The following is a 23,419-nucleotide window of genomic DNA, read 5'->3' as shown; positions in this document are numbered from 1 at the left end:
GGGTATTATCTACGGTGCTGGATCGGGAATTACAGCTTGAACTTCGTCAATTGCTTTTAGAATTTCATCTGAAAGTAAGACATGAATTGTATCGATGTCTTCTTTTAATTGTTCCAATGTTGTCGCGCCAATAATCGTGCTGGTTACAAACGGCTGCTGCTCTATAAATGCCAAAGACATTTCTGTTAAAGTCAGTCCATTTTTCTTTGCAATTTCCTGATACAGTCGAGTAGCTTCGGTACATTGGGCACTATTGTATCGTGAAAATTGCGGAAACAAATTGATTCTGGCGTTTGGAAGACTTTCACCCGTTAGGAATTTTCCGGATAAAACACCAAAAGCCATCGGAGAATACGCCAATAATCCAACATTCTCTCTCATACAAATTTCAGCAGAACCCACTTCAAAAAGTCGGTTCAATAATGAATACGGATTTTGAATGGTTTTTATCTTTGGCAAATTATGGTATTTACTCTCCTCCAAAAAACGCATAATTCCCCAGGGTGTTTCATTAGAAAGTCCAATGTGTTTGATTTTTCCTTCTCTGACAAAACCGTCTAAGGCTTCCAAAACCATTTGAATATTATCTTCCCAAGCATCTTCCTGTACTTTGAAACCACGTTGCCCAAAAAAATTGGTTTTGCGTTCCGGCCAATGCAACTGATACAAATCAATATAATCCGTTTGTAATCGGAGTAAACTTTGGTCTAATGCATACGTGATACTGGCCAGCGAAAAATCACTTTTCTCGCGCATGTAAGTAAAATTGGGATTAGGTCCCGCAATTTTTGAAGCCAAAACTACTTCTTCTCTTTTGCCTGTCTTTTTGAACCAAGTCCCAATAATTTTCTCTGTACTGCCGTAGGTTTCCTGTCGTGCTGGAACAGAATACATCTCGGCCGTATCAAAAAAATTGATTCCCTTTTCTAAAGCATAATCCATTTGAGCATGACCGTCAGCTTCTGTATTTTGTTGTCCAAAAGTCATGGTTCCAAGGCAAATTTTGCTGACTTTTATATCGGTATTGGGTAAAGTAGTGTATTTCATTTTTAAAATTTGGGATTTAAATATCAGATTCAGAAGATACAAATGTATATTTTATTGCCAGTCTTTGACTTCCAGTTAACAGATTTTTTAGAAACGCTTTGATAAAAAAAGGCCCAAAGTAAAAACTCTGAACCTTTGTATCTTTTAACCATTCGACTTTTTTAATTAATATCGTTCAGCATTTTAGAAATTTCGTCTAATCTCGGCGTAAGAATTATTTCAATTCTTCGATTTTTAGCTTTCCCTTCAGCGGTTGAATTACTCACTAAAGGAGAAAATTCACCCCTGCCTGCAGCGGTTAAGTTCTGTTTGTTGATTTTTTTGTTTTCACTCAAAATGGCAACCATTGCTGTGGCTCTTTTTGTGGATAAATCCCAGTTATCGGCAATTGGTCCCGAAGCTGCAAAGGCATCATCATCCGTATGTCCTTCTATCAAAACAGAAATTTCCGGATTATCTCCCAATACCTTTCCTAATTCCACAACTGCCTTTTTTCCTTCGGAACCTACTGCCCAACTTCCAGAATTGAAAAGTAGTTTGTTTTCCATAGAGACATACACTTTCCCATTTTTTTGTTGAACTGTCAATCCTTTTCCTTCAAAACTATTCAACGCTTTAGACAGTGTTTCTTTTAGTTTTTTCATACTGGCCTCTTTGGCCGCAATCAAAGATTCCAACTCATCTAAACGTTGTGCGCTTTTGTTTAAACGTTCTTGTTCAAGAGCCAAAGCTTTTGCTTTCTCGTCTAATTGTTCCAACAAATCACGATTTTTCTTCATGTTGCTTTGCAAAGCATCACTGCTATTTTTTTCCAGAGCAGTGTAGGAATCCTGCAAAAGTTTAAATTTATTTTGAGCCGCGGCATAATCTGCTTTCAATTTATCCAACTCAGATTTTGATTTGCTCAAATCTGTTTTTAAGGCATCGCGATCTAGTTCTAATTGATTTTTAGCCTTCAACAAATCGGCATTATCATCGGCTAAACTTCTATTTTCTTTTTTTAAATCGGTGAACTTGCTTTCTAAATCATTGTATATTTTCTTAGATACACAGGAAGTTGAAAGTGCTAGTATTAGTAATCCGATGGAAATTCTTTTTATCATTTTTGTTTGTGTTTACTATTAAATAATGTATATCCTAAAACTGCTGAATATTTAGCAAAACCAGTACCACTTCTTTCCTATCGCCATTTTTTTTTAAGCCGTGTATGTATTAAAAACAGCTAATGTGATGATACGCGCTAAAAGTGAAAATCCTTTCTGTTGTTTTCTGTGAATTTCATCTGTAACAGGAAGAAAGAGCTCGACTGCGCTCACGATTACTACTCAATTTCTACTAAAACGGGGCAATGGTCGGAATGTACTGCATCCGGGAGGATAACGGCTCTTTTTAGTTTATGTTTTAAGGAATCACTAACTAAATTGTAATCGATGCGCCAGCCTTTATTATTTGCTCTTGCTCCGGAACGATAACTCCACCACGAATATTGGTGTGGCTCACTATTGAAATGGCGGAAACTATCCACAAATCCAGACTTCATGAATCGGTCGAGCCACGCTCTTTCTTGCGGCAGAAATCCCGAAATGTTCTTGTTTCTAATGGGATCGTGAATATCGATCGCTTCGTGACAAATATTGTAATCACCGCAAATAATAAGATTTGGAGTTTCTTTTTTAAGTTCGTCTATATAATTCTTAAAATCATCCATGAACATAAATTTATGATCCAACCGCTCTATATTTGTTCCCGACGGCAAGTACAAGCTCATCACAGAAAAGCCATCAAAATCAGCCCGAAGATTTCTTCCTTCAAAATCCATGTGGTGAATTCCGGTCCCATGAACTACATTATTGGGTTTGATTTTAGAGAGAATGGCGACACCGCTATAGCCTTTTTTTGTTGCTGAATAATAATATTGATATGGATATCCAGCCTTTGTGATAGCATCAACCGGTATTTGATCTTCGGTTGCTTTAATCTCCTGAAGACAAATAATATCTGGATTTGCATGTTGCAGCCAGTCGATAAATCCTTTTGAAATGGCGGCTCTGATTCCGTTGACGTTGTATGAAATAATTCTCATTAAAGTAATTTTTGAATTTCTTTCGAAAAAATATTTTTTTCCCCTGTAGTTATCAGGAACCCAATTTTCTATTTTATCGAAAAAAATTATATTGTTTGTATGTCGGTTTCAAATGTAATAAAAAAGTATAAGTTTGATTCAGAAAAATAGAGAAAATGGAGTTTTTTGCTATCTTTGTTTCTTGCTCTAAAAACAAAAAATACATGGGTTTAGTAACCGCCAAAGAAGTTGCGAAAGCGATAAATGTAGATAAGTACGGAGTTATAGGTACTTTTTCCGGATGGATGCTTATGAAAGTGTTAAAAATTTCTACCTTAAACAAAGTATACAACAGAAATAAACATTTGAAAGATGTTGATTTCTTAAACGGAATATTAGATGATTTACAAATAAAATTCGAAATCCCGGAAGAGGATTTAAAACGCTTACCAAAAGACGGTGCCTACATCACGATTTCAAATCATCCATTGGGAGGAATTGATGGTGTTTTATTATTGAAATTAATGCTCGAAAGAGAACCTAATTTCAAAATTATCGCCAATTTCCTTTTGCATCGGATCAGACCTCTCAAAAAATACATTATGCCCGTGAATCCTTTTGAAAATCATAAGGATACCAAATCTAGTGTGGTAGGAATAAAAGAAACATTACGTCATTTAAGTGATGGAAAACCGTTGGGAATGTTTCCGGCAGGCGAGGTTTCTACCTATAAAGATGGAAAATTAATGGTGGACAAACCTTGGGAAGAAGGTGCTATAAAAGTAATTAGAAAAGCGCAGGTTCCTGTTGTACCTATTTATTTCCATGCTAAGAACAGTCGATTATTCTATCTTCTTTCTAAAATAAGCGGAACTTTTAGAACAGCAAAACTGCCTTCAGAAGTGTTTAGTCAAAAGCATCGTGTGATTAAAGTACGTATTGGCAAACCAATTTCTGTCAGTGAACAAAATGAGTTCTCTACGCTGGAGGAATACTCCGAATTTTTAAGAAAGAAAACATATATGCTTGCGAATCCTTTCGAAAAAGAAATTCCTTTTTTACCGACACCAACTTTAAAGATTGCTAAAAGTCCGAAAAAAATTGTTACTGCCGCTAGTCAGGACAAAATGATTAAGGAAGTAGACGCCTTGCGAAGTACCGATTGCCGACTTTTACAAAGTAAAAATTACGAAGTTTTCTTTGCTAGAGCATCTAAAATTCCAAATATTTTGCACGAAATTGGTCGACTTCGAGAAATTACTTTTCGAGAAGTGGGCGAAGGAACAAATGAATCCATTGATTTAGACAAACACGACCAATATTACCATCATCTGTTTTTATGGGACAATGATGCCCATAAAATTGCAGGCGCTTACCGAATGGGATTGGGTTCGGAAATCTATCCCAAATATGGAATAAATGGTTTTTACCTCAACGATCTTTTCCGATTTGAACCTGAATTGTATGATATGATGCACAAATCCATAGAAATGGGTCGTGCCTTCATCATCAAAGAATACCAACAGAAACCGATGCCGCTTTTCTTGCTTTGGAAAGGAATTATGCATACCACGTTGCGTTATCCGGAACATAAATTTTTACTGGGTGGTGTGAGCATCAGCAATCAGTTTTCAGATTTCTCAAAATCGCTGATGATTGAATTCATGAAATCGAATTATTACGATCCGTATATTGCGCAATACATTCACCCGAAGAAAGCATATAAAGTAAAACTAAAGGATGCCGATAAGGATTTCATTTTTGACGAAGCCGAATCAGATTTGAATAAGTTTGATAAAATTATTGATGAACTGGAACCAGGAAGTTTGCGTTTGCCGGTTTTGATTAAAAAATACATCAAACAAAACGCAAAAGTTGTTGCTTTCAATGTGGATCCCTTGTTTAACAATGCCGTTGACGGATTGATGTACATTAGAATTGCAGATATTCCTGAAAGTACGATGAAACCAGTAATGGAAGAATTTCAGAAAGAACTGGAACGAAAACTAACTGAAAAGGAAGATTGACTGCAGCATGCGGAATTATAAAAAAAATCCCGAAATTTTTATTTCGGGATTTTTTATGCTTTAAAACCAACCTTTTTTTACCTACCTGATACGTTTGGTAAAACTCTTCGTCTGATTTTGTTAAATATAGAATTCCCTCAATTACTCCTAATATACCTGTTACCGTTCCGCAAGTACAAAGACTAATTGCCAACCATATAATTCCTTCGGTTGTATAGCCTAAAAGGAATTTATGAATCCCCAAAGGTCCCAAAAGAATAGCAAGGAGTCCTACTGCAAGTTTTTTATTGTCTGGTTGAACTGGTTGTGGATTATTCCATTCTTCTTGTTTCGAATTTTCCATAGATTGGCCGTTATTTGATTTGTTTTTCTTGGTTTAAAAATATAAAATTGTTACACTATTTTCTCGGTTTTCGAATTTATATTAAATTTCTGCCAAATCCGTTTCATTAATGTCCTCCGGCTATCTTTACGCTAGTCCATTCATTATCTTACGAATATATAAAATTTTACAGAAATACCCTGTTATTCTCACGTAAAAATTTAAACTTGTTACCCTCTCAATCAACAGCCATTAAATTTAACTGGATTTAAAAAAATCTATTTTTCCAGCACAATAACCTTCCATTTATTTTTGGGTTTTAATCCAAATACTTCGCCTTGATTTTATCTACAATTACCTGCGCCAATCGCTCATGACTTTCGAATGTCCAGCCAGCAATATGTGGAGAAAGAATCACGTTCTTCGCCTGTAATAAATATTGGAAAGCTTCGGGAGTCTTTTTATCCTTAAAAAGGGTTTCGAATGACAACTTTTCATATTCTAAAACATCCAAACCAGCTCCCAGTATTTTTCCCGATTCCAAAGCTGAAACTAAATCGGCAGTTACAATATTCCTGCCACGCGATGTATTTATAATCCAAAATGGTTTTGCAAAGCCATTGATAAATTCAGTATCAACCATTTTATCTGTCTCAGGTGTCCACGGAATATGGAGACTTACAACATCTACTTTTTGCTGAAATTCGTCCAACGAAACTTGTTTCGCATTGTTATCTCCAACATTTTCCTGAATATCATAACACAAAACTTCTACATCAAAACCACGAAGTTTCTTCGCGAATGATTTTCCCATATTGCCGTAACCAATAATCCCCACCGTTTTGCCATCAAGTTCGTGACCCCGATTGTTTTCTCTGTTCCAATGACCCGACCGAATCTCGCGATCGGCTTCATTCAATTTGTTGAAAAGAGACAAAATCATTCCCAATGTATGTTCGGCCACGGCATTTCTGTTCCCTTCTGGCGCTGCAATAAGCGCAATATTTTTTGACACGGCGTACTCGCAATCGATGCTTTCTAAACCAGCTCCTACACGTGCTATAAATTGCAAACTAGTGGCTTTGTCAAGAAATATTTTGTCAATTTTAAATCTACTGCGAATAACAATTCCTTGATAATCTTGAATTTTAGCTTCGATTTCTTCTTTGGATGATGTAAAATCACTGTGATTTATAAATCCAGAATTTTGTAACTGATCCCAAAGCAAAGGATTATTACTATCGATATGAAGGATTTTGATGTCCATAAAAAAGGTTTCTAAGTTTAGTACCCCAAATTAACAAAAAAAATAACTCCCAAATGTGTAAATTAGCATGCTTTCTATTTTAGCCTAAATTGAAGCTAATTTATTATAAAAATTTCTAAAATGAAATTAACAAAAACATTCAAGGTATTTTTTCAAAGTGAAAAATCGGGTGGATTACTTTTGCTTTTTGTAACAGTTCTTTCTCTTTGCCTTGCTAATTCCTCATTTCAAACAGAATATATTGGTTTTTGGGAAACCCAATTGGGTCACCATTCCATTACGCATTGGATTAATGACGGACTGATGACTATCTTTTTTCTTCTAATAGGTTTAGAATTAGAGCGCGAAATTTATAACGGGGAATTATCCAGTATTAAAAATGCCGCACTTCCTATTTTTGGTGCTGTTGGTGGCATGCTTGTTCCCGCAGGAATCTTTTTAGCATTAAATTTTGGGACTACAACACAAAACGGAGCTGGTATTCCTATGGCTACGGACATTGCTTTTGCCATTGGAATTTTATCCCTATTAGGAAATCGCGTTCCTACTTCTTTAAAAATATTTCTAACTGCACTTGCAGTAATTGACGATTTGGGCGCCATAATTGTCATTGCCATATTTTATACCTCAACAATTATTTTCGTGAATATATTTATAGCCTTAGGCATTCTAGGTGGATTATTTATTCTTAACCGCATGAAAATTCACAATTTATTTCCGTACCTAATTGGAGGTATTCTGATGTGGTATTTCATGCTTAATTCGGGAGTACATGCTACAATAACTGGAGTTTTATTGGCTTTTGTGATTCCGTTTGGTGACGGTGGCAAAAAAACATCCTCTTATAAAATTCAGCATTTTTTACACAAACCCGTAGCCTTTTTTATCCTGCCTTTGTTTGCTATTGCCAATACCTGTATCGCCATCGATTCCAATTGGCATGAAGGACTGAATCATCCCAACACTATAGGAATTATAGTAGGGCTTGTCATTGGAAAACCACTTGGAATTTGGCTTTTCTCCTTTTTAGGGGTAGGTCTGGGAATTTGTGTTTTACCCAAAGATTTAAAATGGAAAACTATTATTGGCGCAGGAATGCTGGGTGGAATTGGTTTTACGATGTCCATTTTCATAACCCTGCTTGCGTTTAAAAATGACGGAGCGGAAGTAATTACCTATTCTAAAATTGCTATTCTGATAGCTTCTTTTATTGCAGGAACCTGCGGTTTTATATGGCTGAAATTTAGTTTGAAAGCTGCGAAATAGTCAAACCTTGCGAAAATGGAATCAACAAAGGCGGCCTAGAAACGGCCTTTGTTGATTTCATTCCTACAACAACGATTTGTGGAGGTAATCGTTATTCTCCTTCTTCTAAAAAGTGTATCCAACTCTTGTCTGTAAATAGGGTAAATATTGATTCCTATTTTGAGCACCATCTGCATTTTGAACATTGCCATTAACAGCATTAGCTTTCAAATATACTACTCGATAGCCAAATCCTAAAGCTGTTTCATAGGTGAAATGATTCCCTATTTGACGTTTTATACCCCAAGTGGGAACAATTGCTAAATCGGCCGTTTTAGTTACATTATCCTCTAAATTTATTACAAACCAATCCGGATGATAACTTGTTTTAATGGAAATGTAGTTTCCGCTATTATGAGCCGTATTTCTTCCTTCAGCCTTCCTTTTTTCCATATTATAGTAATATCTAGGTTCAATAGTTACAACTGGTTGCAAAATAAAACCGGTCCCACTATAATGATCTCCAACCGTAAAATCCTTTTCAAGACCAATTTCACTTCGCAGCGCTATCCTATTAGACAATTTACTTTCATTGTTTACCCAAATTCCTGCAGTTACTCCAAATCCGGTTTGTACGCCAAAAATTGATTTTTCAACACTAACCTTTTGTGCGTTTGCATTTAAATTTAGCCCTAGAACTAGGAATGCTAATACTTTTCTCATCTAATTTAATATTTATTTCGTTTTCCAGTGCTATCGGGCAATCGGATTCAAAATAGCTACAAAAGAAGGTTTTATGCCTCCAGTTAATTAACAATATTTTTCGAATCAATGATTTGATATTCAGGATCTTTACCATCGGCACATTGTACATTTTTAAAAGTCAGTGCTTCCCCATTTTTAATACGGATAATTGATTGCTCTGGCAGCCTAAGATTCTCAAAAATGATATTTTTGGTATAATGTTTCTCATCAGGAAATCCGTTTATATCCAAAATTGTTTGGTTAGGCTTTGCAGCGGTCAAATTTAAATTGGAAAACTCCATATCACTAAACTGGGGCAGTACAGGTGCAGCCGCACCATCATTATTGTAATTAATTGCCGTATACAATGTTATTTTTAATAATTCGCAATCTCTCACAATCACATTTCGAACATAACCGCCGCGGTCTTTTGTTGCCTTGATTTGAAGTCCATGCAGCAGATTACCAATTTTACAATCCTGTATAAAAACATCGCTTACACCACCTGACATTTCACTCCCGATGGCCAGTGAATGTCCTTTAGTAAAATCACAGTCTGTAATGCGGATATTACGTGTCGGTTTCCCAATGGTATATCCTTCCGGATTTTTGCCTGATTTAATGGCAATACAGTCATCACCTGTCGAAAACCTACAATTAAAAATATAGGAACCTGTGGATGAATCCGGGTCTATTCCATCACCATTGTGTGCTGTACTTATTATATTGAGGTCATGCAATGTAACTTGATTACTGTATATATAGTGAATAGTCCAACAGGGTGAGTTTTCTATAGTAAGACCCTGTATATTTATATTTTGCCCATTCATTATACAAATCAATCGCCCACGCCCTCTTAGACCAAGAACCTTAAAATTGCATCGCCAAGTTTAGAACCATCCCCATAGACAGTACCCTTGCCTTCTATGCTAAGATTCTTTACATTATACTTTTCACTTCTGTCAAGCGTACCTGCATTCAGTAAACTTGCCAGCGTTTTCATCTCCCAACCTTCAAACCGGTTTAGTATTAATGGATAATAATCCTGCATATCTACACTGCCTTTAAGGGTTCCTCCTTCGGCAATATATAGGGTCATATCGCTTTTTAAGTAAAGCGCACCGCTCATAAATACACCGGCCGGTATATAAACAGTTCCCCCTTTTGAGCAGGCATCGATTGCCTTTTGTATGGCTGCTGTATTTTTTGTTACTCCGTCTCCTTTTGCCCCATAATCCAAAATATTAAAAACCTTCCCAGCGGGCTTGGTTTTGCATTTGACAAAACCACTTGCATCGGATAGTTTACCTTCCTTGTTTTGGGCCTTAATAGAAAACGAATAGTCTTTCCCAGCGACTAGATTCTGTACGGTAAAATTGGTTTTTGCAGCAATAGCGACATATTTCCCATCTTTAAATACCTGATAAGCGACTATCTCCTTATACTGAACAGGCTTATCCCATAATAATGTTACTGTTTTAGAGGTAGTACTTGCACTCGGAATGATCAGGTTTCGTGGCATAGGAATTTTTTGTGCAATAACAGCCGTCAATGAAAAAAATAGTAAGCTGATAAAAATGCTTTTTCTTAAGTAGAATATACAATTCATGTTTTACGGGAAATTTATTTGTTTATGGTAGTCATAAAAATTCGGCATTTTCAAAAAAAATGCAACCAAGCTGTTCTATATAGGTCTAAAAAAATCTTATCCATCACTATTTGTATGCAATTAAAATGGACAATGTATAAACTAAGTCAACATCATTTTGAAGCCCAATAATCGAACACGGTAATTTTATCAGGGACAGGATTTAACAGCGCGACAAAAGCTTTATGATCGGGATGAATAAGATAGGCATCCCTATCGCTTTCACTGCTGAATGTAAGTACGAAACAATGCGTCAAACCATTGTTCAGGTTTTCCGGACTGTTATTGGTTCCCCATTCAAATGCTTTGATCGTTGGAATTTTATATTGCAGATTTCCTAAAGCAGTTACTATTTTAGTGACATAAGCGGCATCAGTACCTTCTTTCCATCCAAACATCACTACATGCCGGAGCACTTGCTGCTTTTTCTCTTGTTGAGCATTTACGGCACCGTACATTGTGATTAAAATAAGGGTTAGTAACAGTAACTTTTTCATTGTGATTTTTTTTTAAATATACGATTTTGAGTTTAATTGACAAATTTGATCGGCCCAAATGGGTACCGGTTGTATTTCCACACTATCAAATCCGTGAGATCGCGTGTTTTAAGGAGAATTAACAACGGCCTTTGGCTCGCTGTTGCATTGTATTCGACGAGTGAAGTGTTAGCTGCCGAAACAGCACCGATAGTCCGACACCATAAAAAAAAGGGTCCATCAACAGTTACGCTGATAAGACCCTTTTTTTGATGTGAGCAAGTCCAAACAACGTCTATCCTTTGATTTGTTTCAAAGAAGTTTTGATTCCTCTTATCAATGACGAACTGAACCCGTGCATTTCCATTTCGTTCAATCCCGCAATAGTACAACCTTGTGGCGTAGTCACACGGTCAATTAATTGTTCTGGATGTCCTTTTTCTTCCAGTAGCATTTCGGCAGCACCCTTTACGGTTTGTGCGGAAATAGCTAGCGCAGTTTGCCAGTCGAATCCTATTTCGATACCAGCTTGCATGGAAGCACGGATATAACGCAATGCAAAAGCAGTTCCGCTAGCCGCAAGAACCGTTGCTGCATCCATCAATTTTTCGTCAATAATAGGAGCTGTTCCAAGATCTTGAAAAAGAGCAACAACATTTTGTGCATTCGCTTTGTCTTTTTCATGAAAAGCAATACAAGTAGCTGATGCGCCAAATTGTGAGGCAATATTTGGCATGATTCGGACAGCGCTGTTTGAAGCACCTATCTTGTTTTGCAAATTGTCTATGGACAATCCGCTCACTGCAGAAGCGATTACTTTATTAGAAATCACAGGAAGAATTTCGGCCAAAACAGTATCTACCTGATACGGTTTTATTGTAAGAATGATAATATCTGCGTCTTGAATTTGATACGTGTTGTCTGTTGAAACTGTTACTCCCAGTTTCTCCAAATAAAGAATGCTTGACGTATTTCTTCGAGTTACGGTAACTTGGTTTTCTTTCGAAAATTTTGATATTCCTATTGCGATGGAAACACCCAGGTTTCCTCCTCCAATTATATGTACTTTCATGCTAGTTGTGGTTTTCCTCTCCCCGACCCTTTCCAAAGAAAGAAAGCCGATACGGAAAGTGTTAATTATAACTTTTGGTTGTTTATTATATATCGTCCTACTCTATTTCGGAATTATTAATCTGTTTTTTTAATTTTTAATCTTAAAACCCTAAAATGAGATTTGCAATTCCGAAGTAAATCATAATTCCAAAAACATCGTTTGTTGTTGTTATAAAAGGTCCTGTTGCAATGGCTGGGTCGATATTGTTTTTATGTAAAAAAAGCGGCACCAAAGTTCCTAAAGTGGCGGCAAATAATATGACGACAACAATAGATATGGAAATCGCCATTCCGACCTGAAACTGTCCATACATAAGCGTATGATAGCCCAATACCAACATTGCGATTATAGTCCCGGAAATCATCGCTACAGAAATTTCTTTACTGAAATAATTGCGGCTAAATTCTTTTAAAGTACCATTTGCCAGACCTTGGACAATGATTGCTGAAGCTTGCACCCCTATATTTCCCGCTGTTGCAGAAAGCAGAGGCATGAAAATAATTAGCGTGTAAAATTTTTGGGAAGTAGCTTCATTTCCTTTAATAACATAGGAAGCTATTAATTCAATTAGCATTCCCATCAACAACCAGGGCAAACGCGCTTTTGTATGCTCGTAAATGCTATCGTTCGTTTCAACGTCTTGAGTAATACCCGCAGCCAATTGGTAATCTTTATCCGCTTCATCCTTGATTACATCTATAATATCATCAATCGTGATTCGGCCTACAAGTCTCCCCAATTCATCAATAACAGGAATGGCTTCTAAATCGTATTTCTGCATTATACGTGCAACCTCAACATCTTCGGTATCTACATTCACCGAATTCAATTTTCGAATGTACACATCACTTATGGCTGTTCTGGTTGAAGTAGTCAATAAATCCTTTAGCGACAAACGTCCTTTCAATCGATCTTCATCATCCACCACATAAATAGAATGGACCCGAGAAATATTTTCAGCCTGAATTCGCATTTCTTTTACACAGGTAAGCACATTCCAATTTTCATTGACCTTAACCAACTCTTTGTGCATAATTCCACCCGCTGTATCCTCATCATAACGCAATAAGTCAACAATATCTTTGGCGTGCTCAACATCCTGAAGCTCTGATATTACCTCTGCTTTAATCTCTTGCGAAAGTTCAGCAATAATGTCGGCAGCATCATTGGTCTCTAATTCATCTAATTCTTCAGCTATCTCTTTTGGCGAAAGCCTGCTCAATATATTTTCACGCAAATCATCTTCTAATTCAAGAAGAATCTCTGCCGTTTTTTCACTGTCTAATACTTTAAAAATGTAGGTTGCTTCGTCAAAATCAAGCTCGTCAAGAATTTCGGCAATATCAGCATGGTGCATGTCATTAAGCAAGGCTTCAAGTTCCTTGTCTTTTTTATTAACAATGTGTTGCTCTAATTCCTGGATTAGCGCTTTGCTGATTTTAAACTCCATCCGCTTCTATTTTTTGAGTAAGTTCTATGAACTGTTCTACATTTAATTGCTCTGGTCGAAGATCAAAAACTTTATCTTCCCTTAAACTATCGGACAAATTTAAGGTTTTTAAACTGTTTCGCAAGGTCTTTCTGCGTTGTTGAAAAGCCGTTTTAACAACAGTGAAAAACAATTTTTCTCCACAAGGCAAACTGTAATCTTCCTTTCTGCGCAAACGCAAAACGCCCGATTTTACTTTTGGTGGTGGGATGAATACATTTTCATCTACCGTAAATAGATATTCGGCATCATAAAATGCCTGAACCAAAACGGACAGAATTCCATATGCTTTTGTTCCCTTTTTTTCACAAATGCGTTGTGCTACTTCTTTCTGAAACATCCCTGCAAATTCAGGAATTTGATTGCGATATTCTAAGGCGCGAAATACGATTTGGGTTGAAATATTATACGGAAAGTTCCCAATGATAGCGAATTGCTTTCCTTCGAAAATTTCGTTGATATTGTATTTCAGGAAATCTTTAGAGATAATCTTATCCTTCAATTTTGGATAATTTTCATCTAAATACGTTACTGATTCTGTATCGATCTCTATTACATAAGTAGTGATTGGCTTATCCAACAAATACTTTGTCAAAACACCCATTCCAGGACCTATTTCCAATACATCATCATATCCCTCTAAGTTCAACGTGTCAGCAATATCTTTTGCGATACCTTCATCTTTCAAGAAATGCTGTCCGAGGTGTTTTTTGGCTTTTACTTTTTCCATTTTGTTTGTTTTTTTGCCACGAAGGCACAAAGGCGCAAAGTGTTTTTTATGTTTTATAAATATCTCGGATACTATTGCAAACCGAATACTGCGACTGAATTCTGTACTCTAATAATCTGAAATCAATTCCAGCTCGGTTCTAAAAGCAAGCATTTTGTCGCCAAACAATTTCAATCCTTCCTCGCGAAAGGCAGGGGCATCTTCTTGGTAATATTTCTCCAAAGTTGCTCTGCTATCCGTGGTATATTGAACAGAATAAGTCACGCCTCCCATTTCTTCTTCAATTAAAACTCGTACCATTCTTGCCGATGAGAATTTCCCAGTGGCCAGAATTTCAGGAATATGTTTGTGTTGCATCCAAATCATCCATTGATCATGAACACTTTCATGGATGTTTGTGGTAACGTTGTATATTATCATTTCTTTTGATTTTTCCTGTACCCGGCCCGCTCCAATGGAAGGGTCCAAGTCAAATTTATAAATTTGTATCTCCTCGCAATTGCCTGAATTTTTTTCTGGCTTCCACAAAATAGATACTGTCTTCGTGACTGAAAATTATCTTTTCATATAATGTTTTTGCCTTTTCGGGCTGTTGCAATTTTTTGTTATAAATTTCTGCTGAGAAATATAAGGCTTCATCAATATAAATTCCGTCGCTGTGCTTGTCCAGTATGTTTTGATATTGACTTAAAGCCAAAGTAAAATCTCCCAATTTTTCGTAAATCTTACCCAAACGCAACAACGTCACCGCCTCTATTTCTTGTCCTTTATATTTTTTGAGAATCGTCTGAAACTGCGTGACCGCTTCCTGATTTCTATTTTGATATAAAAGGTAATCTCCTTTTGCAAATTGCTTCAAAGCGGTTTGTGTCGAATCGGCAACCGTATTGTCATTTATTAAAAGAAAATATTCTAAAGCATCGTTGGCAATCAATTGCGTATTGGCCGATTTCAATTCCTTGAATTGTTTCAAAGCCCATATAAAATCGGTTTTAAAATAACTCGTTTTAGCGGCTTTCAAACTCGCTTCATGCGCCACTATATCATTTTTTAAATCCAATTCTATCTGCGAATAATAGAGTAACGCCTGATTGAATTTTTCTTCATAAAGCAAAATATCCGCCAATTCCATTTTGGCCTGAGCCACTTTATAATCGTCCAACTGTAATTCAAGTGCTTTCTTAACTATTACTCTTCCTTTCTCCGGTTTTTTTAAATTAAAAGCAACAAAATGCGCCTGAATTAGCTGCAAAGATAAGGTAAAAGGACTTATTTCAAATTGTTTCAGTAAACCGTCTAATTCCGCATTAATGACAGCATACTCTTTTTCTTGCGCTTTTTCTATTTTCATTTTAATCAAATAGGAATTTGCCTGAATCAATAGTTCTAAATCTTTTGTGTTTTCCAACACAAAACCCAAGATTTCTTTAGCCGCCTCCTGATTGTCTTCTTCGATAGCCAATTGTCCTAAATTCACGATATTAGAAAGTGATTCCGGGTCCCGCTTATAAATGGCTTTTTCCTGAACAAACGCCTTTTCGAACTCTTTTCGTTGGGTATAAAACCAACTCAAATAATGGTTCCAAAAAAGATCCTGATTTTTTTGAGCTCTTATAATTAAGGCTTTGCGTAATGTTTCACTAAAATTGGCATCACCCTCGTCAACCATAAACCGAGACAGTTGATTTTGAATCTGTATTGAATTTTGAGGATTGGCGTAAGCTTCATTAAGAAAAGTCGTGATCATCATTTCCTGATTGCCTAATTGCCCGTAAAGCAACCCGATTTGATAGTTGAAATTAAAATTAGCTTCTGATTCCACTGCCGTTTGGTAGGATTTTAAAGCATATTCCAATAACACTTTTCTTTCAAAAGAATTGGAAATACCATACACTTCATTTGGATTTTTTTTAATTCTGTCTAATGCCTGTTCGTAGTAAATTTTGGCTTTAGCATCATTTTTCTGCAACTGGTAATTGTATCCCAATTCAACCAGAAGATTGCCTTGTTTAAATTTATCAAATCGATCCAAAATCGCTTTTTCGGCAACAGAAAATTGCTGCAACTGTTGGTAACAGTCGATCGTTTTTAGAAAATACTGTGTGTTTTGGGGTAGGTTCTCCAGTAACTCTTCGTAGCTGATTTTGGCTTTTTCAAAATCGCCTTTATCGTAATAATACTGCGCCAATTGTTCGTTTTGGGCGAAAGCAAATAGCGAGAATGACAAAGTGATATAAAGAAAGAGCTTTTTCATTTTCATTATTCGGTTTTTAGTCGCAGCCACAGTTTTCAGTCACAGTTGTAAACTGTGACTGAAACCGCAAACTAATTAATCTATAATATCAAATCCGCAATACGGACGCAAAACCTCAGGGATTACGATTCCTTCCGGAGTTTGGTAATTTTCTAAGATTCCGGCCAAAACTCTTGGCAAAGCCAATGAGCTTCCGTTTAAAGTATGTGCCAATTGGTTTTTCCCGTCTTTATCTTTGTAACGCAATTTTAATCGATTAGCTTGAAAAGTCTCAAAATTAGAAACTGAACTGATTTCCAACCACCGATCTTGCGCTGTAGAAAACACCTCAAAATCATACGTCAAAGCCGACGTGAATCCCATGTCACCGCCACAAAGACGTAAAATTCTATACGGTAATTTCAATTCCTGGAGAATATTTTTTATATGCTCCACCATTCCGTCCAAAGCTTCGTATGATTGATCCGGATGCTCAACGCGTACAATCTCAACTTTGTCAAACTGATGCAAACGGTTTAATCCTCGTACATGCGCACCGTAAGAACCTGCTTCTCTACGGAAACACGGTGTGTATGCCGTGGTTAAAACAGGCAATTCATTTTCGTTTAAGATTACATCACGAAACAAATTAGTTACTGGAACTTCTGCCGTTGGAATCAAGTATAAATCATCCGTTTTATCATGATACATTTGCCCTTCTTTGTCCGGTAATTGTCCGGTTCCATAGGCAGACGCTTCGTTAACCATGTGAGGAACCTGAACTTCATTATAACCGGCCGCGACATTCTTATCCAAAAAATAATTGATCAAGGCACGTTGTAATCGCGCTCCTTTTCCTTTATAAACCGGAAATCCTGCACCGGTGATTTTAACTCCTAACTCGAAATCAATAATGTCGTATTTTTTTACCAATTCCCAATGCGGTTGTGCTCCTTCATGCAAAACTGGAATTTCTCCTTCCTCAAAAACGGTTAGGTTTTCTTCTGGTGTTTTACCAACAGGAACAATATCAGCAGGAAGATTGGGTAATGTATATAGTTTTTCTAAAAGTTCTGCGGCAAGTGTATCAGCAGTTTCCCCTAATTTTTTGCTTTTCTCCTTTAATAAAACTGTTTTTTCTTTTAGAATAGCGGCTTTCGATTTCTCTCCGCCTTTCATCAATTCGCCAATGTCTTTGGATAATTTATTAGATTCGGATAAAATGCCATCTAACTCCACTTGCGTGGCGCGACGTTTTTCATCCAGTTGTACCACTTCTTCAACAACACTTGTAGCATCGATATTTCTCTTTGCCAAAGCCTTGATTACTTTTTCCTGATTCTCTCTAATAAATACGATTTGTAACATAGCTTGATTTTTATAACTCTACTTATATAATAACGGAAGCAAATTTAAGGAAATGTTTGATAGAAATGAGACAAAGTTTTGATGAAAAATTATTTCTCAAAGCGCCACAAACCTTCAGCAAAGATTCACTAAAATTTGATTTTAAAATTCTTTGTGCAACTTAGTATTTTCTCTTTTAATACCACTGGGAAACAACTATTACTACATTGACTACGCTCTTTTAATCTCATGACCGACAAATTCTTCTAAGGTTGCAAACATATCATCTACCGCAAGCACTTCGAAATCGGGGTGTGTTTTTAAAAAATTAGCATTCAAGGTAATTAGATTTTCTTCAATTTCAAAAAAAGTGTTGTTGTTCAGCAAATCTCTGATAGGATTTACGCCTTCCAGTTTCCCCTTAAGGAATTTATTCAACTTTACACTGCTCATTAATTTCACTTTCTTGCTTTGCTGTTTGAACAATTCTAAATGTTTTTCGGCGCCAAGTAATGCTAAACCTTCTTCTATCAAATCGTTTAGCTCACTATTCCAACCCGAATTATATACAAATTGAGAAAAATTCCCCTCGGTATATTGTGACACATAATAATCTAAATAATAACTCATTAAAGCATCTTCGTGAATCAGATCATCGTTTACACCTTCCTCGCGCATTAAGTTGACTACCGAAATATTAGAGTGAATTACATCTTGCAGATTTTCACTATTCATCGCGGTTTCTGAAATAATTATTCTACCAAATTCCATACTTTTCATATTTAAATTCTATTGGGGCAAATTTCAGTTAAATTAAAGCAGAAAAGAAATACAATGTGATTTATCTCTATTAAATTATTGATAAGAAATGTATCAAACAACTAAATTCCTGGCCCGGACAACACTAAACATCTGTATTGTCTTTTTTTTCAAAACAATACGATTGCAGCGAATACCATAAAACAACTCCTGATAAAAACCTTATCGCGAAGCGTCGGGACTCAATTCTATTGCTTATTTTTGCGGTCAATAAAATTGAATCATGATACAGAATCCAAAAAGATATACGATTACAGCGGCATTACCCTATACGAACGGACCGATTCACATTGGCCATTTGGCGGGTGTTTATGTGCCTTCGGACATTTATTCCCGTTATTTGCGATTGCAAGGAAGAGACGTTTTGTTTGTTTGCGGAAGTGACGAGCACGGCGTGGCGATTTCGATGAAAGCCAAAAAAGAAGGCATTACGCCACAGGAAGTAATCGACAAATATGACGGAATAATCCGGAAATCGTTCTCTGATTTTGGAATTTCATTTGATAATTATTCCAGAACTTCGGCTAAAATCCATCATGATACGGCTTCGGAATTTTTTAGAAAACTGTATGATAAAGGTGATTTTATCGAGAAAGTGACCGAGCAACTCTATGACGCCAAGGCAGATCAATTCCTGGCAGATCGTTTTGTGGTGGGAACTTGCCCAAAATGTGGCAACGAAGAAGCTTATGGTGACCAATGCGAGAAATGTGGTTCTACATTAAACGCTACAGATTTAATTAATCCAAAATCGACAATTACGGGAGAAACTCCTATTTTAAAATCAACGAAACACTGGTTTTTACCTTTAGACCGTTACGAAGACTTTTTGAAAGAATGGATTCTGGTTGGACATAAAAATGACTGGAAACCCAATGTTTATGGTCAGGTAAAATCATGGATTGACGGTGGTTTAGAACCGCGCGCTGTAACTCGTGACTTAGATTGGGGAATTGATGTTCCGGTTGAAGGTGCCGAAGGAAAAAAATTATACGTATGGTTCGATGCGCCAATAGGCTACATTTCTTCTACAAAAGAATGGGCTTTACGCGAAGGAAAAGATTGGGAACCGTATTGGAAAGATAAAGACACAAAACTGGTTCACTTTATTGGAAAAGACAATATTGTTTTCCATTGCATTATTTTCCCGGCGATGTTAAAAGCTGAAGGAAGTTATATTTTACCGGACAATGTACCTGCAAATGAGTTTTTGAACCTGGAAGGAAATAAACTTTCGACTTCTAAAAACTGGGCGGTTTGGCTGCACGAATATCTGGAAGAATTCCCGAATCAACAAGATGTTTTGCGTTATGCTTTGACATCAAATGCTCCGGAAACGAAAGATAATGATTTTACCTGGAAAGATTTCCAAGCAAGAAACAATAATGAATTAGTTGCGATTTATGGAAATTTCATTAATCGCGTGGTCGTTTTAACCAATAAATATTACAACGGAATTGTACCGCAACCAAACGAACTTTCGGAAGTGGACGAAGCCACTTTAACTGAACTGAAAGCGTATCCAGCAGTAATTTCCAGTTCTGTGGAAAGATACCGATTCCGTGAAGCCTTAAGCGAATTAATGAATGTGGCTCGTTTAGGAAATAAATATTTGGCGGACGAAGAGCCTTGGAAAGTCATCAAAGACAATCCGGAGCGGGTTCAAACGCAAATGTATGTGGCGCTGCAAATTGCCGCAGCATTAAGTTCACTTTGTGAACCTTTCCTACCATTTACAGCAAAAAAATTGTCAAAAATTTTAAAAATAGAACGTCCATTAAGCTGGGACACTATTGCTCAAACCTCTGATTTAATTCCGGCCGGACATCAAATTGGCGCAGCAGAATTATTGTTTACCAAAATTGAAGACGAAGAAATCCAGAAACAGATAGACAAATTGGAAGCGACTAAAACAGCCAACAAAGCCGATAATAAAGTAGCAGAGCCACAAAAAGATTTGATTCAGTTCGAGGACTTTGCCAAAATGGATATTCGAGTAGGAACGATTCTGGAAGCGGAAAAAATGCCAAAAGCAAACAAACTTTTGATTTTGAAAGTAGACACAGGAATTGACGTTCGCACGATCGTTTCAGGAATTGCTGAGAGTTTTTCACCAGAAGAAATCGTAGGAAAACGCGTGACTGTTTTAGTGAATTTGGCTCCCAGAAACCTTCGTGGCGTAGAAAGTCAAGGGATGATTTTGATGACAACAAACGCTGAAGGAAAACTGGTTTTTGTAAATCCTGATACAGAAGGCGTTGCCAATGGAGAGACCATAAATTAAATAAAATCATAACCCTTTCAGGATTTAAAACCCTAAAAGGGTTAAAACCTACACTATGAGCCTAAAAGTAATTGCCTTCGACGCTGATGATACCTTATGGATCAACGAAACTTATTTTGATGAAACCGAAAAAAAATTCTGTGGACTGATGGAAGATTATTTGTCTCATCAAGGAATTTCCAAAGAACTTTTTAAGGTAGAAATCGACAATTTAAAATTATACGGCTACGGAATCAAAGGCTATATCCTCTCGATGATTGAAGCGGCTATGTCAATTTCAAACAATACCATTCCGATCGAAATCATTGAAAAAATTATTACATACGGAAAAGAATTACTCGAAAAACCGATTATTCTATTAGATGGCGTAGAAGAAACTTTAGAAACTTTACACGGTAAATACAAGTTGGTTGTTGCCACTAAAGGCGATTTATTGGACCAACGCCGAAAATTGCATAATTCCGGCTTAGGCCATTTTTTTCACCATATTGAAGTAATGTCAGACAAGCAGGAAGTAGATTATTTCGATTTGATCAAGCGTTTGGAAATACAACCTTCAGAATTTTTCATGATTGGTAATTCTTTAAAATCGGATGTATTACCGGTTTTAGCCATTGGCGGACACGCTGTTCATATTCCGTTTCATACCACTTGGGCACACGAAAAAATTGACCATAAAGTGGAACACGAAAATTTCAGTGCATTTGAAAAGATAACCGATGTGTTAAAAAGGTTAAAATAGCGAACCGAAGCTATTAAAGAAACGTGAAAAAGGGCTGTAAACAACAGCTCTTTTTTAATCAGAAACCACCTATGTATTTGATTAAATAAGTGTTGAAACAAACGTTAAAACTGGCGTCAAATCATTTTTTTTCAAAATATAGTTTAATTTTTAAAAAATAGAATGTTTATTTATTTCTTACAAATCACTACACACCAATATCTTACAGCAAAAAGCTGTTTTTTATCTTTATAAAATTATTATTAATTCTTACATAATTAACTGTTTCAATTTTTTAATCAAACTTTGTGATGTATTTTTGCATTAAATTAAAATTGAAACAATATGAAAAAAATCATACTTAGTTTAGTATTTGCTTCTGCAATGACCACTATGAGTGCTCAAACAGAAACTGTAAAAAGCACAGAAGATGGCTTTAACAAATGGTCAGTTGAATTAGCTGGCGGTTTTAACAAACCACAAAGACCGATGACTTCAGGTTACAACACGACATTAGTAAGTCCTTATGTTGTAGATTTAGGAGTTCGTTACATGTTTAACAACAAATTCGGTTTGAAAGCTGATCTTGGTTTAAACAGTTTCACAGGAAAAAAGGAATCTGTTGATTTCGACACTAAGTACTACAGAGTAGACTTACAGGGTGTTGCTAACTTAGGAAGAATCATGAGTTTTGAAACTTGGACTCATACAATTGGTTTGTTAGGTCATGCTGGTTTTGGTTTAGGAATGTTAGAAAGAAAAGAGCCTTCTTACAAAAAAGACAGAGTGGGTAACTTCATGGCTGGTGTAACTGGTCAAATCAAATTAACAGATAGAATTGCATTAACAGGAGATTTTACAACAATCCTTAATGCGAAACAAAATCTTGCTTTTGATGGCGCTAGCTCTTCAAGCACTAGAGGTTTCGGTGGAATCCTTTTTAACGGTACTGCAGGTATAACAGTTTACTTAGGTAAAAATGTAAAACATGCTGACTGGGTTCTTGATAATGAAGACAGATTCAATGTTATAGATAACAGACTTACAGCTATCGAAACAAAGATGCTTGATACTGACAATGATGGTGTTGCTGATTACTTAGATCAAGAGGCAAATACTCCTGCAGGTGCAATGGTTGATACTAAAGGTAGATCAATTGACAAAAACAACAATAACGTTCCTGATGAAACAGAAGCTTATATCTTGAAAAATTACGCTGCTAAAACTGGTGATACTGGTATTGTATACGATAACGAATTGATCAAAAGCTTAATCAATGGTGGTTATGTTGCAGTTTATTTTGATTTCGATAAATCTAAACCAACTAACGTTTCTACTGAAGGAATTGATTTTATCTTAACTTACTTAAGAAACAATCCTTCTGCTTCAGTTGACATTACTGGTCATGCTGACGAATTGGGAAGATCTGCATACAATGATAAATTATCTAATGCAAGAGCTGCTAATGTAAAAAATACCTTAGTGAAAGCTAAAGTTGATGCATCAAGATTGAATGTAATTGCTGCTGGTGAAGATACTTCAGTTGATAAAACTTCAGAAAATGCAAGAAAATTAGTTAGAAGAGTTACTTTCATAGTAAAATAAGCTACTTTTTTATATCAAAAAGCCCTAAAGGAAATTTCTTTTAGGGCTTTTTTTTGCTTACAAACTTCAGTGTTAAGAGTTAGAACGGATCAATTTCATTCATTATTTTTTTTAATGACCGTTTCTAAAAAATATTTCCTCAATATTTTCAGAAAAATATGATTTACGAAACCGGCAAAGGAGCCTACCAATATCCATCTATGCCCATCGCAGCTGTATGGATATTTTCATTAATTTAA

The 23,419-nt window shown here is 36.2% G+C and carries 21 protein-coding genes; 5 read left to right on the top strand and 16 right to left on the bottom strand.

All coding sequences use genetic code 11. From position 1 onward, the window contains the following. Positions 1–9: 9 nt before the first annotated feature. The 3 genes from ACNQGH_RS07150 to ACNQGH_RS07140 all read right to left on the bottom strand — a co-directional run bounded on the left by ACNQGH_RS07150 (position 10) and on the right by ACNQGH_RS07140 (position 3,130). Positions 10–1,047: an NADP(H)-dependent aldo-keto reductase gene (locus tag ACNQGH_RS07150; protein ID WP_417955296.1), complete on the bottom strand. Its 1,038-nt coding sequence runs from the start codon at positions 1,045–1,047 to the stop codon at positions 10–12. Positions 1,048–1,208: 161 nt separating this feature from the next. Continuing rightward, positions 1,209–2,150, bottom strand: coding sequence for an OmpA/MotB family protein (locus ACNQGH_RS07145; protein ID WP_417955295.1), 942 nt, complete (start codon positions 2,148–2,150; stop codon positions 1,209–1,211). A 218-nt stretch (positions 2,151–2,368) separates the two neighbouring features. Beyond that, on the bottom strand, positions 2,369–3,130 hold the full coding sequence (locus tag ACNQGH_RS07140; RefSeq protein ID WP_417955294.1) for an exodeoxyribonuclease III: 762 nt from the start codon (positions 3,128–3,130) through the stop codon (positions 2,369–2,371). Positions 3,131–3,333: 203 nt separating this feature from the next. On the opposite strand from ACNQGH_RS07140, the gene ACNQGH_RS07135 reads away from it, so the two are divergent. Further along, positions 3,334–5,136: a GNAT family N-acyltransferase gene (locus tag ACNQGH_RS07135; RefSeq protein ID WP_417955293.1), complete on the top strand. Its 1,803-nt coding sequence runs from the start codon at positions 3,334–3,336 to the stop codon at positions 5,134–5,136. Here the strand turns inward: ACNQGH_RS07135 and ACNQGH_RS07130 are convergent. Together ACNQGH_RS07130 and ACNQGH_RS07125 are read right to left on the bottom strand one after the other, a co-directional pair. Next, on the bottom strand, positions 5,042–5,479 hold the full coding sequence (locus ACNQGH_RS07130; RefSeq protein WP_417955292.1) for a TM2 domain-containing protein: 438 nt from the start codon (positions 5,477–5,479) through the stop codon (positions 5,042–5,044). The genes ACNQGH_RS07135 and ACNQGH_RS07130 overlap by 95 nt on opposite strands. 298 nt (positions 5,480–5,777) lie before the next feature. Further along, positions 5,778–6,725, bottom strand: coding sequence for a 2-hydroxyacid dehydrogenase (locus ACNQGH_RS07125; RefSeq protein ID WP_417955291.1), 948 nt, complete (start codon positions 6,723–6,725; stop codon positions 5,778–5,780). A 120-nt stretch (positions 6,726–6,845) separates the two neighbouring features. On the opposite strand from ACNQGH_RS07125, the gene nhaA reads away from it, so the two are divergent. Continuing rightward, a complete protein-coding gene (nhaA, locus tag ACNQGH_RS07120; protein WP_417955290.1) occupies positions 6,846–7,991 on the top strand; it encodes a Na+/H+ antiporter NhaA in 1,146 nt (381 codons plus the stop codon). Between the two features lie 105 nt (positions 7,992–8,096). Here the strand turns inward: nhaA and ACNQGH_RS07115 are convergent, their stop codons facing one another. The 11 genes from ACNQGH_RS07115 to ACNQGH_RS07065 all read right to left on the bottom strand — a co-directional run bounded on the left by ACNQGH_RS07115 (position 8,097) and on the right by ACNQGH_RS07065 (position 18,522). Next, the gene (locus ACNQGH_RS07115) at positions 8,097–8,693 is read right to left on the bottom strand and encodes a hypothetical protein (protein ID WP_417955289.1); all 597 of its coding nucleotides are present in this window, start codon (positions 8,691–8,693) and stop codon (positions 8,097–8,099) included. 83 nt (positions 8,694–8,776) lie between these two features. Then, the gene (locus ACNQGH_RS07110; protein ID WP_417955288.1) at positions 8,777–9,556 is read right to left on the bottom strand and encodes a glycoside hydrolase family 28 protein; all 780 of its coding nucleotides are present in this window, start codon (positions 9,554–9,556) and stop codon (positions 8,777–8,779) included. A gap of 14 nt (positions 9,557–9,570) precedes the next feature. After that, positions 9,571–10,323 carry a glycosyl hydrolase family 28-related protein gene (locus ACNQGH_RS07105; protein ID WP_417955287.1) on the bottom strand — a complete coding sequence of 251 codons (753 nt, stop codon included), beginning with the start codon at positions 10,321–10,323 and terminating at the stop codon, positions 9,571–9,573. A 152-nt stretch (positions 10,324–10,475) separates the two neighbouring features. After that, positions 10,476–10,859, bottom strand: coding sequence for a Dabb family protein (locus tag ACNQGH_RS07100; RefSeq protein ID WP_417955286.1), 384 nt, complete (start codon positions 10,857–10,859; stop codon positions 10,476–10,478). A 274-nt stretch (positions 10,860–11,133) separates the two neighbouring features. Next, the gene (proC, locus tag ACNQGH_RS07095) at positions 11,134–11,910 is read right to left on the bottom strand and encodes a pyrroline-5-carboxylate reductase (RefSeq protein WP_417955285.1); all 777 of its coding nucleotides are present in this window, start codon (positions 11,908–11,910) and stop codon (positions 11,134–11,136) included. A 142-nt stretch (positions 11,911–12,052) separates the two neighbouring features. Next, positions 12,053–13,402: a magnesium transporter gene (gene mgtE, locus ACNQGH_RS07090; protein WP_417955284.1), complete on the bottom strand. Its 1,350-nt coding sequence runs from the start codon at positions 13,400–13,402 to the stop codon at positions 12,053–12,055. Then, positions 13,392–14,171, bottom strand: a complete 780-nt coding sequence (rsmA, locus tag ACNQGH_RS07085; RefSeq protein ID WP_417955283.1) for a 16S rRNA (adenine(1518)-N(6)/adenine(1519)-N(6))-dimethyltransferase RsmA — start codon at positions 14,169–14,171, stop codon at positions 13,392–13,394. The genes mgtE and rsmA overlap by 11 nt, the downstream gene beginning before the upstream one ends. 108 nt (positions 14,172–14,279) lie before the next feature. Next, positions 14,280–14,591 (bottom strand): DUF4286 family protein, encoded by a 312-nt coding sequence (locus ACNQGH_RS07080; RefSeq protein ID WP_417955282.1) that lies wholly within the window; start codon positions 14,589–14,591, stop codon positions 14,280–14,282. Positions 14,592–14,646: 55 nt separating this feature from the next. After that, positions 14,647–16,425, bottom strand: a complete 1,779-nt coding sequence (locus ACNQGH_RS07075; RefSeq protein ID WP_417955412.1) for a tetratricopeptide repeat protein — start codon at positions 16,423–16,425, stop codon at positions 14,647–14,649. 75 nt (positions 16,426–16,500) lie between these two features. Beyond that, complete coding sequence (serS, locus tag ACNQGH_RS07070) at positions 16,501–17,772, bottom strand: serine--tRNA ligase (RefSeq protein WP_417955281.1); 1,272 nt, start codon at positions 17,770–17,772, stop codon at positions 16,501–16,503. A 210-nt stretch (positions 17,773–17,982) separates the two neighbouring features. Next, the gene (locus ACNQGH_RS07065) at positions 17,983–18,522 is read right to left on the bottom strand and encodes a DMP19 family protein (RefSeq protein WP_417955411.1); all 540 of its coding nucleotides are present in this window, start codon (positions 18,520–18,522) and stop codon (positions 17,983–17,985) included. Between the two features lie 271 nt (positions 18,523–18,793). Here ACNQGH_RS07065 and metG point away from each other — a divergent pair, with 271 nt between their 5' ends. The 3 genes from metG (at position 18,794) to ACNQGH_RS07050 (ending at position 23,180) form a co-directional block, all read left to right on the top strand. Further along, positions 18,794–20,854 carry a methionine--tRNA ligase gene (metG, locus tag ACNQGH_RS07060; RefSeq protein ID WP_417955280.1) on the top strand — a complete coding sequence of 687 codons (2,061 nt, stop codon included), beginning with the start codon at positions 18,794–18,796 and terminating at the stop codon, positions 20,852–20,854. Between the two features lie 55 nt (positions 20,855–20,909). Then, positions 20,910–21,596, top strand: coding sequence for an HAD family hydrolase (locus ACNQGH_RS07055; protein WP_417955279.1), 687 nt, complete (start codon positions 20,910–20,912; stop codon positions 21,594–21,596). Between the two features lie 324 nt (positions 21,597–21,920). Next, the gene (locus tag ACNQGH_RS07050) at positions 21,921–23,180 is read left to right on the top strand and encodes an OmpA family protein (RefSeq protein WP_417955278.1); all 1,260 of its coding nucleotides are present in this window, start codon (positions 21,921–21,923) and stop codon (positions 23,178–23,180) included. Positions 23,181–23,419 lie beyond the last annotated feature (239 nt).

The sequence above is a fragment of the Flavobacterium kochi genome (assembly GCF_048286715.1).
Lineage (GTDB): Bacteria > Bacteroidota > Bacteroidia > Flavobacteriales > Flavobacteriaceae > Flavobacterium.
Note: the sequence above shows the minus strand (reverse complement) of the source record. Positions and strands in the feature narration are given on the sequence as shown.

Excerpts from the sequence above, each read along its gene's own strand:
- ACNQGH_RS07150 (WP_417955296.1), bottom strand. The coding sequence starts at position 1,047 with ATGAAATACACTACTTTACCCAATACCGATATAAAAGTCAGCAAAATT.
- ACNQGH_RS07145 (WP_417955295.1), bottom strand. The coding sequence starts at position 2,150 with ATGATAAAAAGAATTTCCATCGGATTACTAATACTAGCACTTTCAACT.
- ACNQGH_RS07140 (WP_417955294.1), bottom strand. The coding sequence starts at position 3,130 with ATGAGAATTATTTCATACAACGTCAACGGAATCAGAGCCGCCATTTCA.
- ACNQGH_RS07135 (WP_417955293.1), top strand. The coding sequence starts at position 3,334 with ATGGGTTTAGTAACCGCCAAAGAAGTTGCGAAAGCGATAAATGTAGAT.
- ACNQGH_RS07130 (WP_417955292.1), bottom strand. The coding sequence starts at position 5,479 with ATGGAAAATTCGAAACAAGAAGAATGGAATAATCCACAACCAGTTCAA.
- ACNQGH_RS07125 (WP_417955291.1), bottom strand. The coding sequence starts at position 6,725 with ATGGACATCAAAATCCTTCATATCGATAGTAATAATCCTTTGCTTTGG.
- nhaA (WP_417955290.1), top strand. The coding sequence starts at position 6,846 with ATGAAATTAACAAAAACATTCAAGGTATTTTTTCAAAGTGAAAAATCG.
- ACNQGH_RS07115 (WP_417955289.1), bottom strand. The coding sequence starts at position 8,693 with ATGAGAAAAGTATTAGCATTCCTAGTTCTAGGGCTAAATTTAAATGCA.
- ACNQGH_RS07105 (WP_417955287.1), bottom strand. The coding sequence starts at position 10,323 with ATGAATTGTATATTCTACTTAAGAAAAAGCATTTTTATCAGCTTACTA.
- ACNQGH_RS07100 (WP_417955286.1), bottom strand. The coding sequence starts at position 10,859 with ATGAAAAAGTTACTGTTACTAACCCTTATTTTAATCACAATGTACGGT.
- proC (WP_417955285.1), bottom strand. The coding sequence starts at position 11,910 with ATGAAAGTACATATAATTGGAGGAGGAAACCTGGGTGTTTCCATCGCA.
- mgtE (WP_417955284.1), bottom strand. The coding sequence starts at position 13,402 with ATGGAGTTTAAAATCAGCAAAGCGCTAATCCAGGAATTAGAGCAACAC.
- rsmA (WP_417955283.1), bottom strand. The coding sequence starts at position 14,171 with ATGGAAAAAGTAAAAGCCAAAAAACACCTCGGACAGCATTTCTTGAAA.
- ACNQGH_RS07080 (WP_417955282.1), bottom strand. The coding sequence starts at position 14,591 with ATGATAATATACAACGTTACCACAAACATCCATGAAAGTGTTCATGAT.
- ACNQGH_RS07075 (WP_417955412.1), bottom strand. The coding sequence starts at position 16,425 with ATGAAAAAGCTCTTTCTTTATATCACTTTGTCATTCTCGCTATTTGCT.
- serS (WP_417955281.1), bottom strand. The coding sequence starts at position 17,772 with ATGTTACAAATCGTATTTATTAGAGAGAATCAGGAAAAAGTAATCAAG.
- ACNQGH_RS07065 (WP_417955411.1), bottom strand. The coding sequence starts at position 18,522 with ATGGAATTTGGTAGAATAATTATTTCAGAAACCGCGATGAATAGTGAA.
- metG (WP_417955280.1), top strand. The coding sequence starts at position 18,794 with ATGATACAGAATCCAAAAAGATATACGATTACAGCGGCATTACCCTAT.
- ACNQGH_RS07055 (WP_417955279.1), top strand. The coding sequence starts at position 20,910 with ATGAGCCTAAAAGTAATTGCCTTCGACGCTGATGATACCTTATGGATC.
- ACNQGH_RS07050 (WP_417955278.1), top strand. The coding sequence starts at position 21,921 with ATGAAAAAAATCATACTTAGTTTAGTATTTGCTTCTGCAATGACCACT.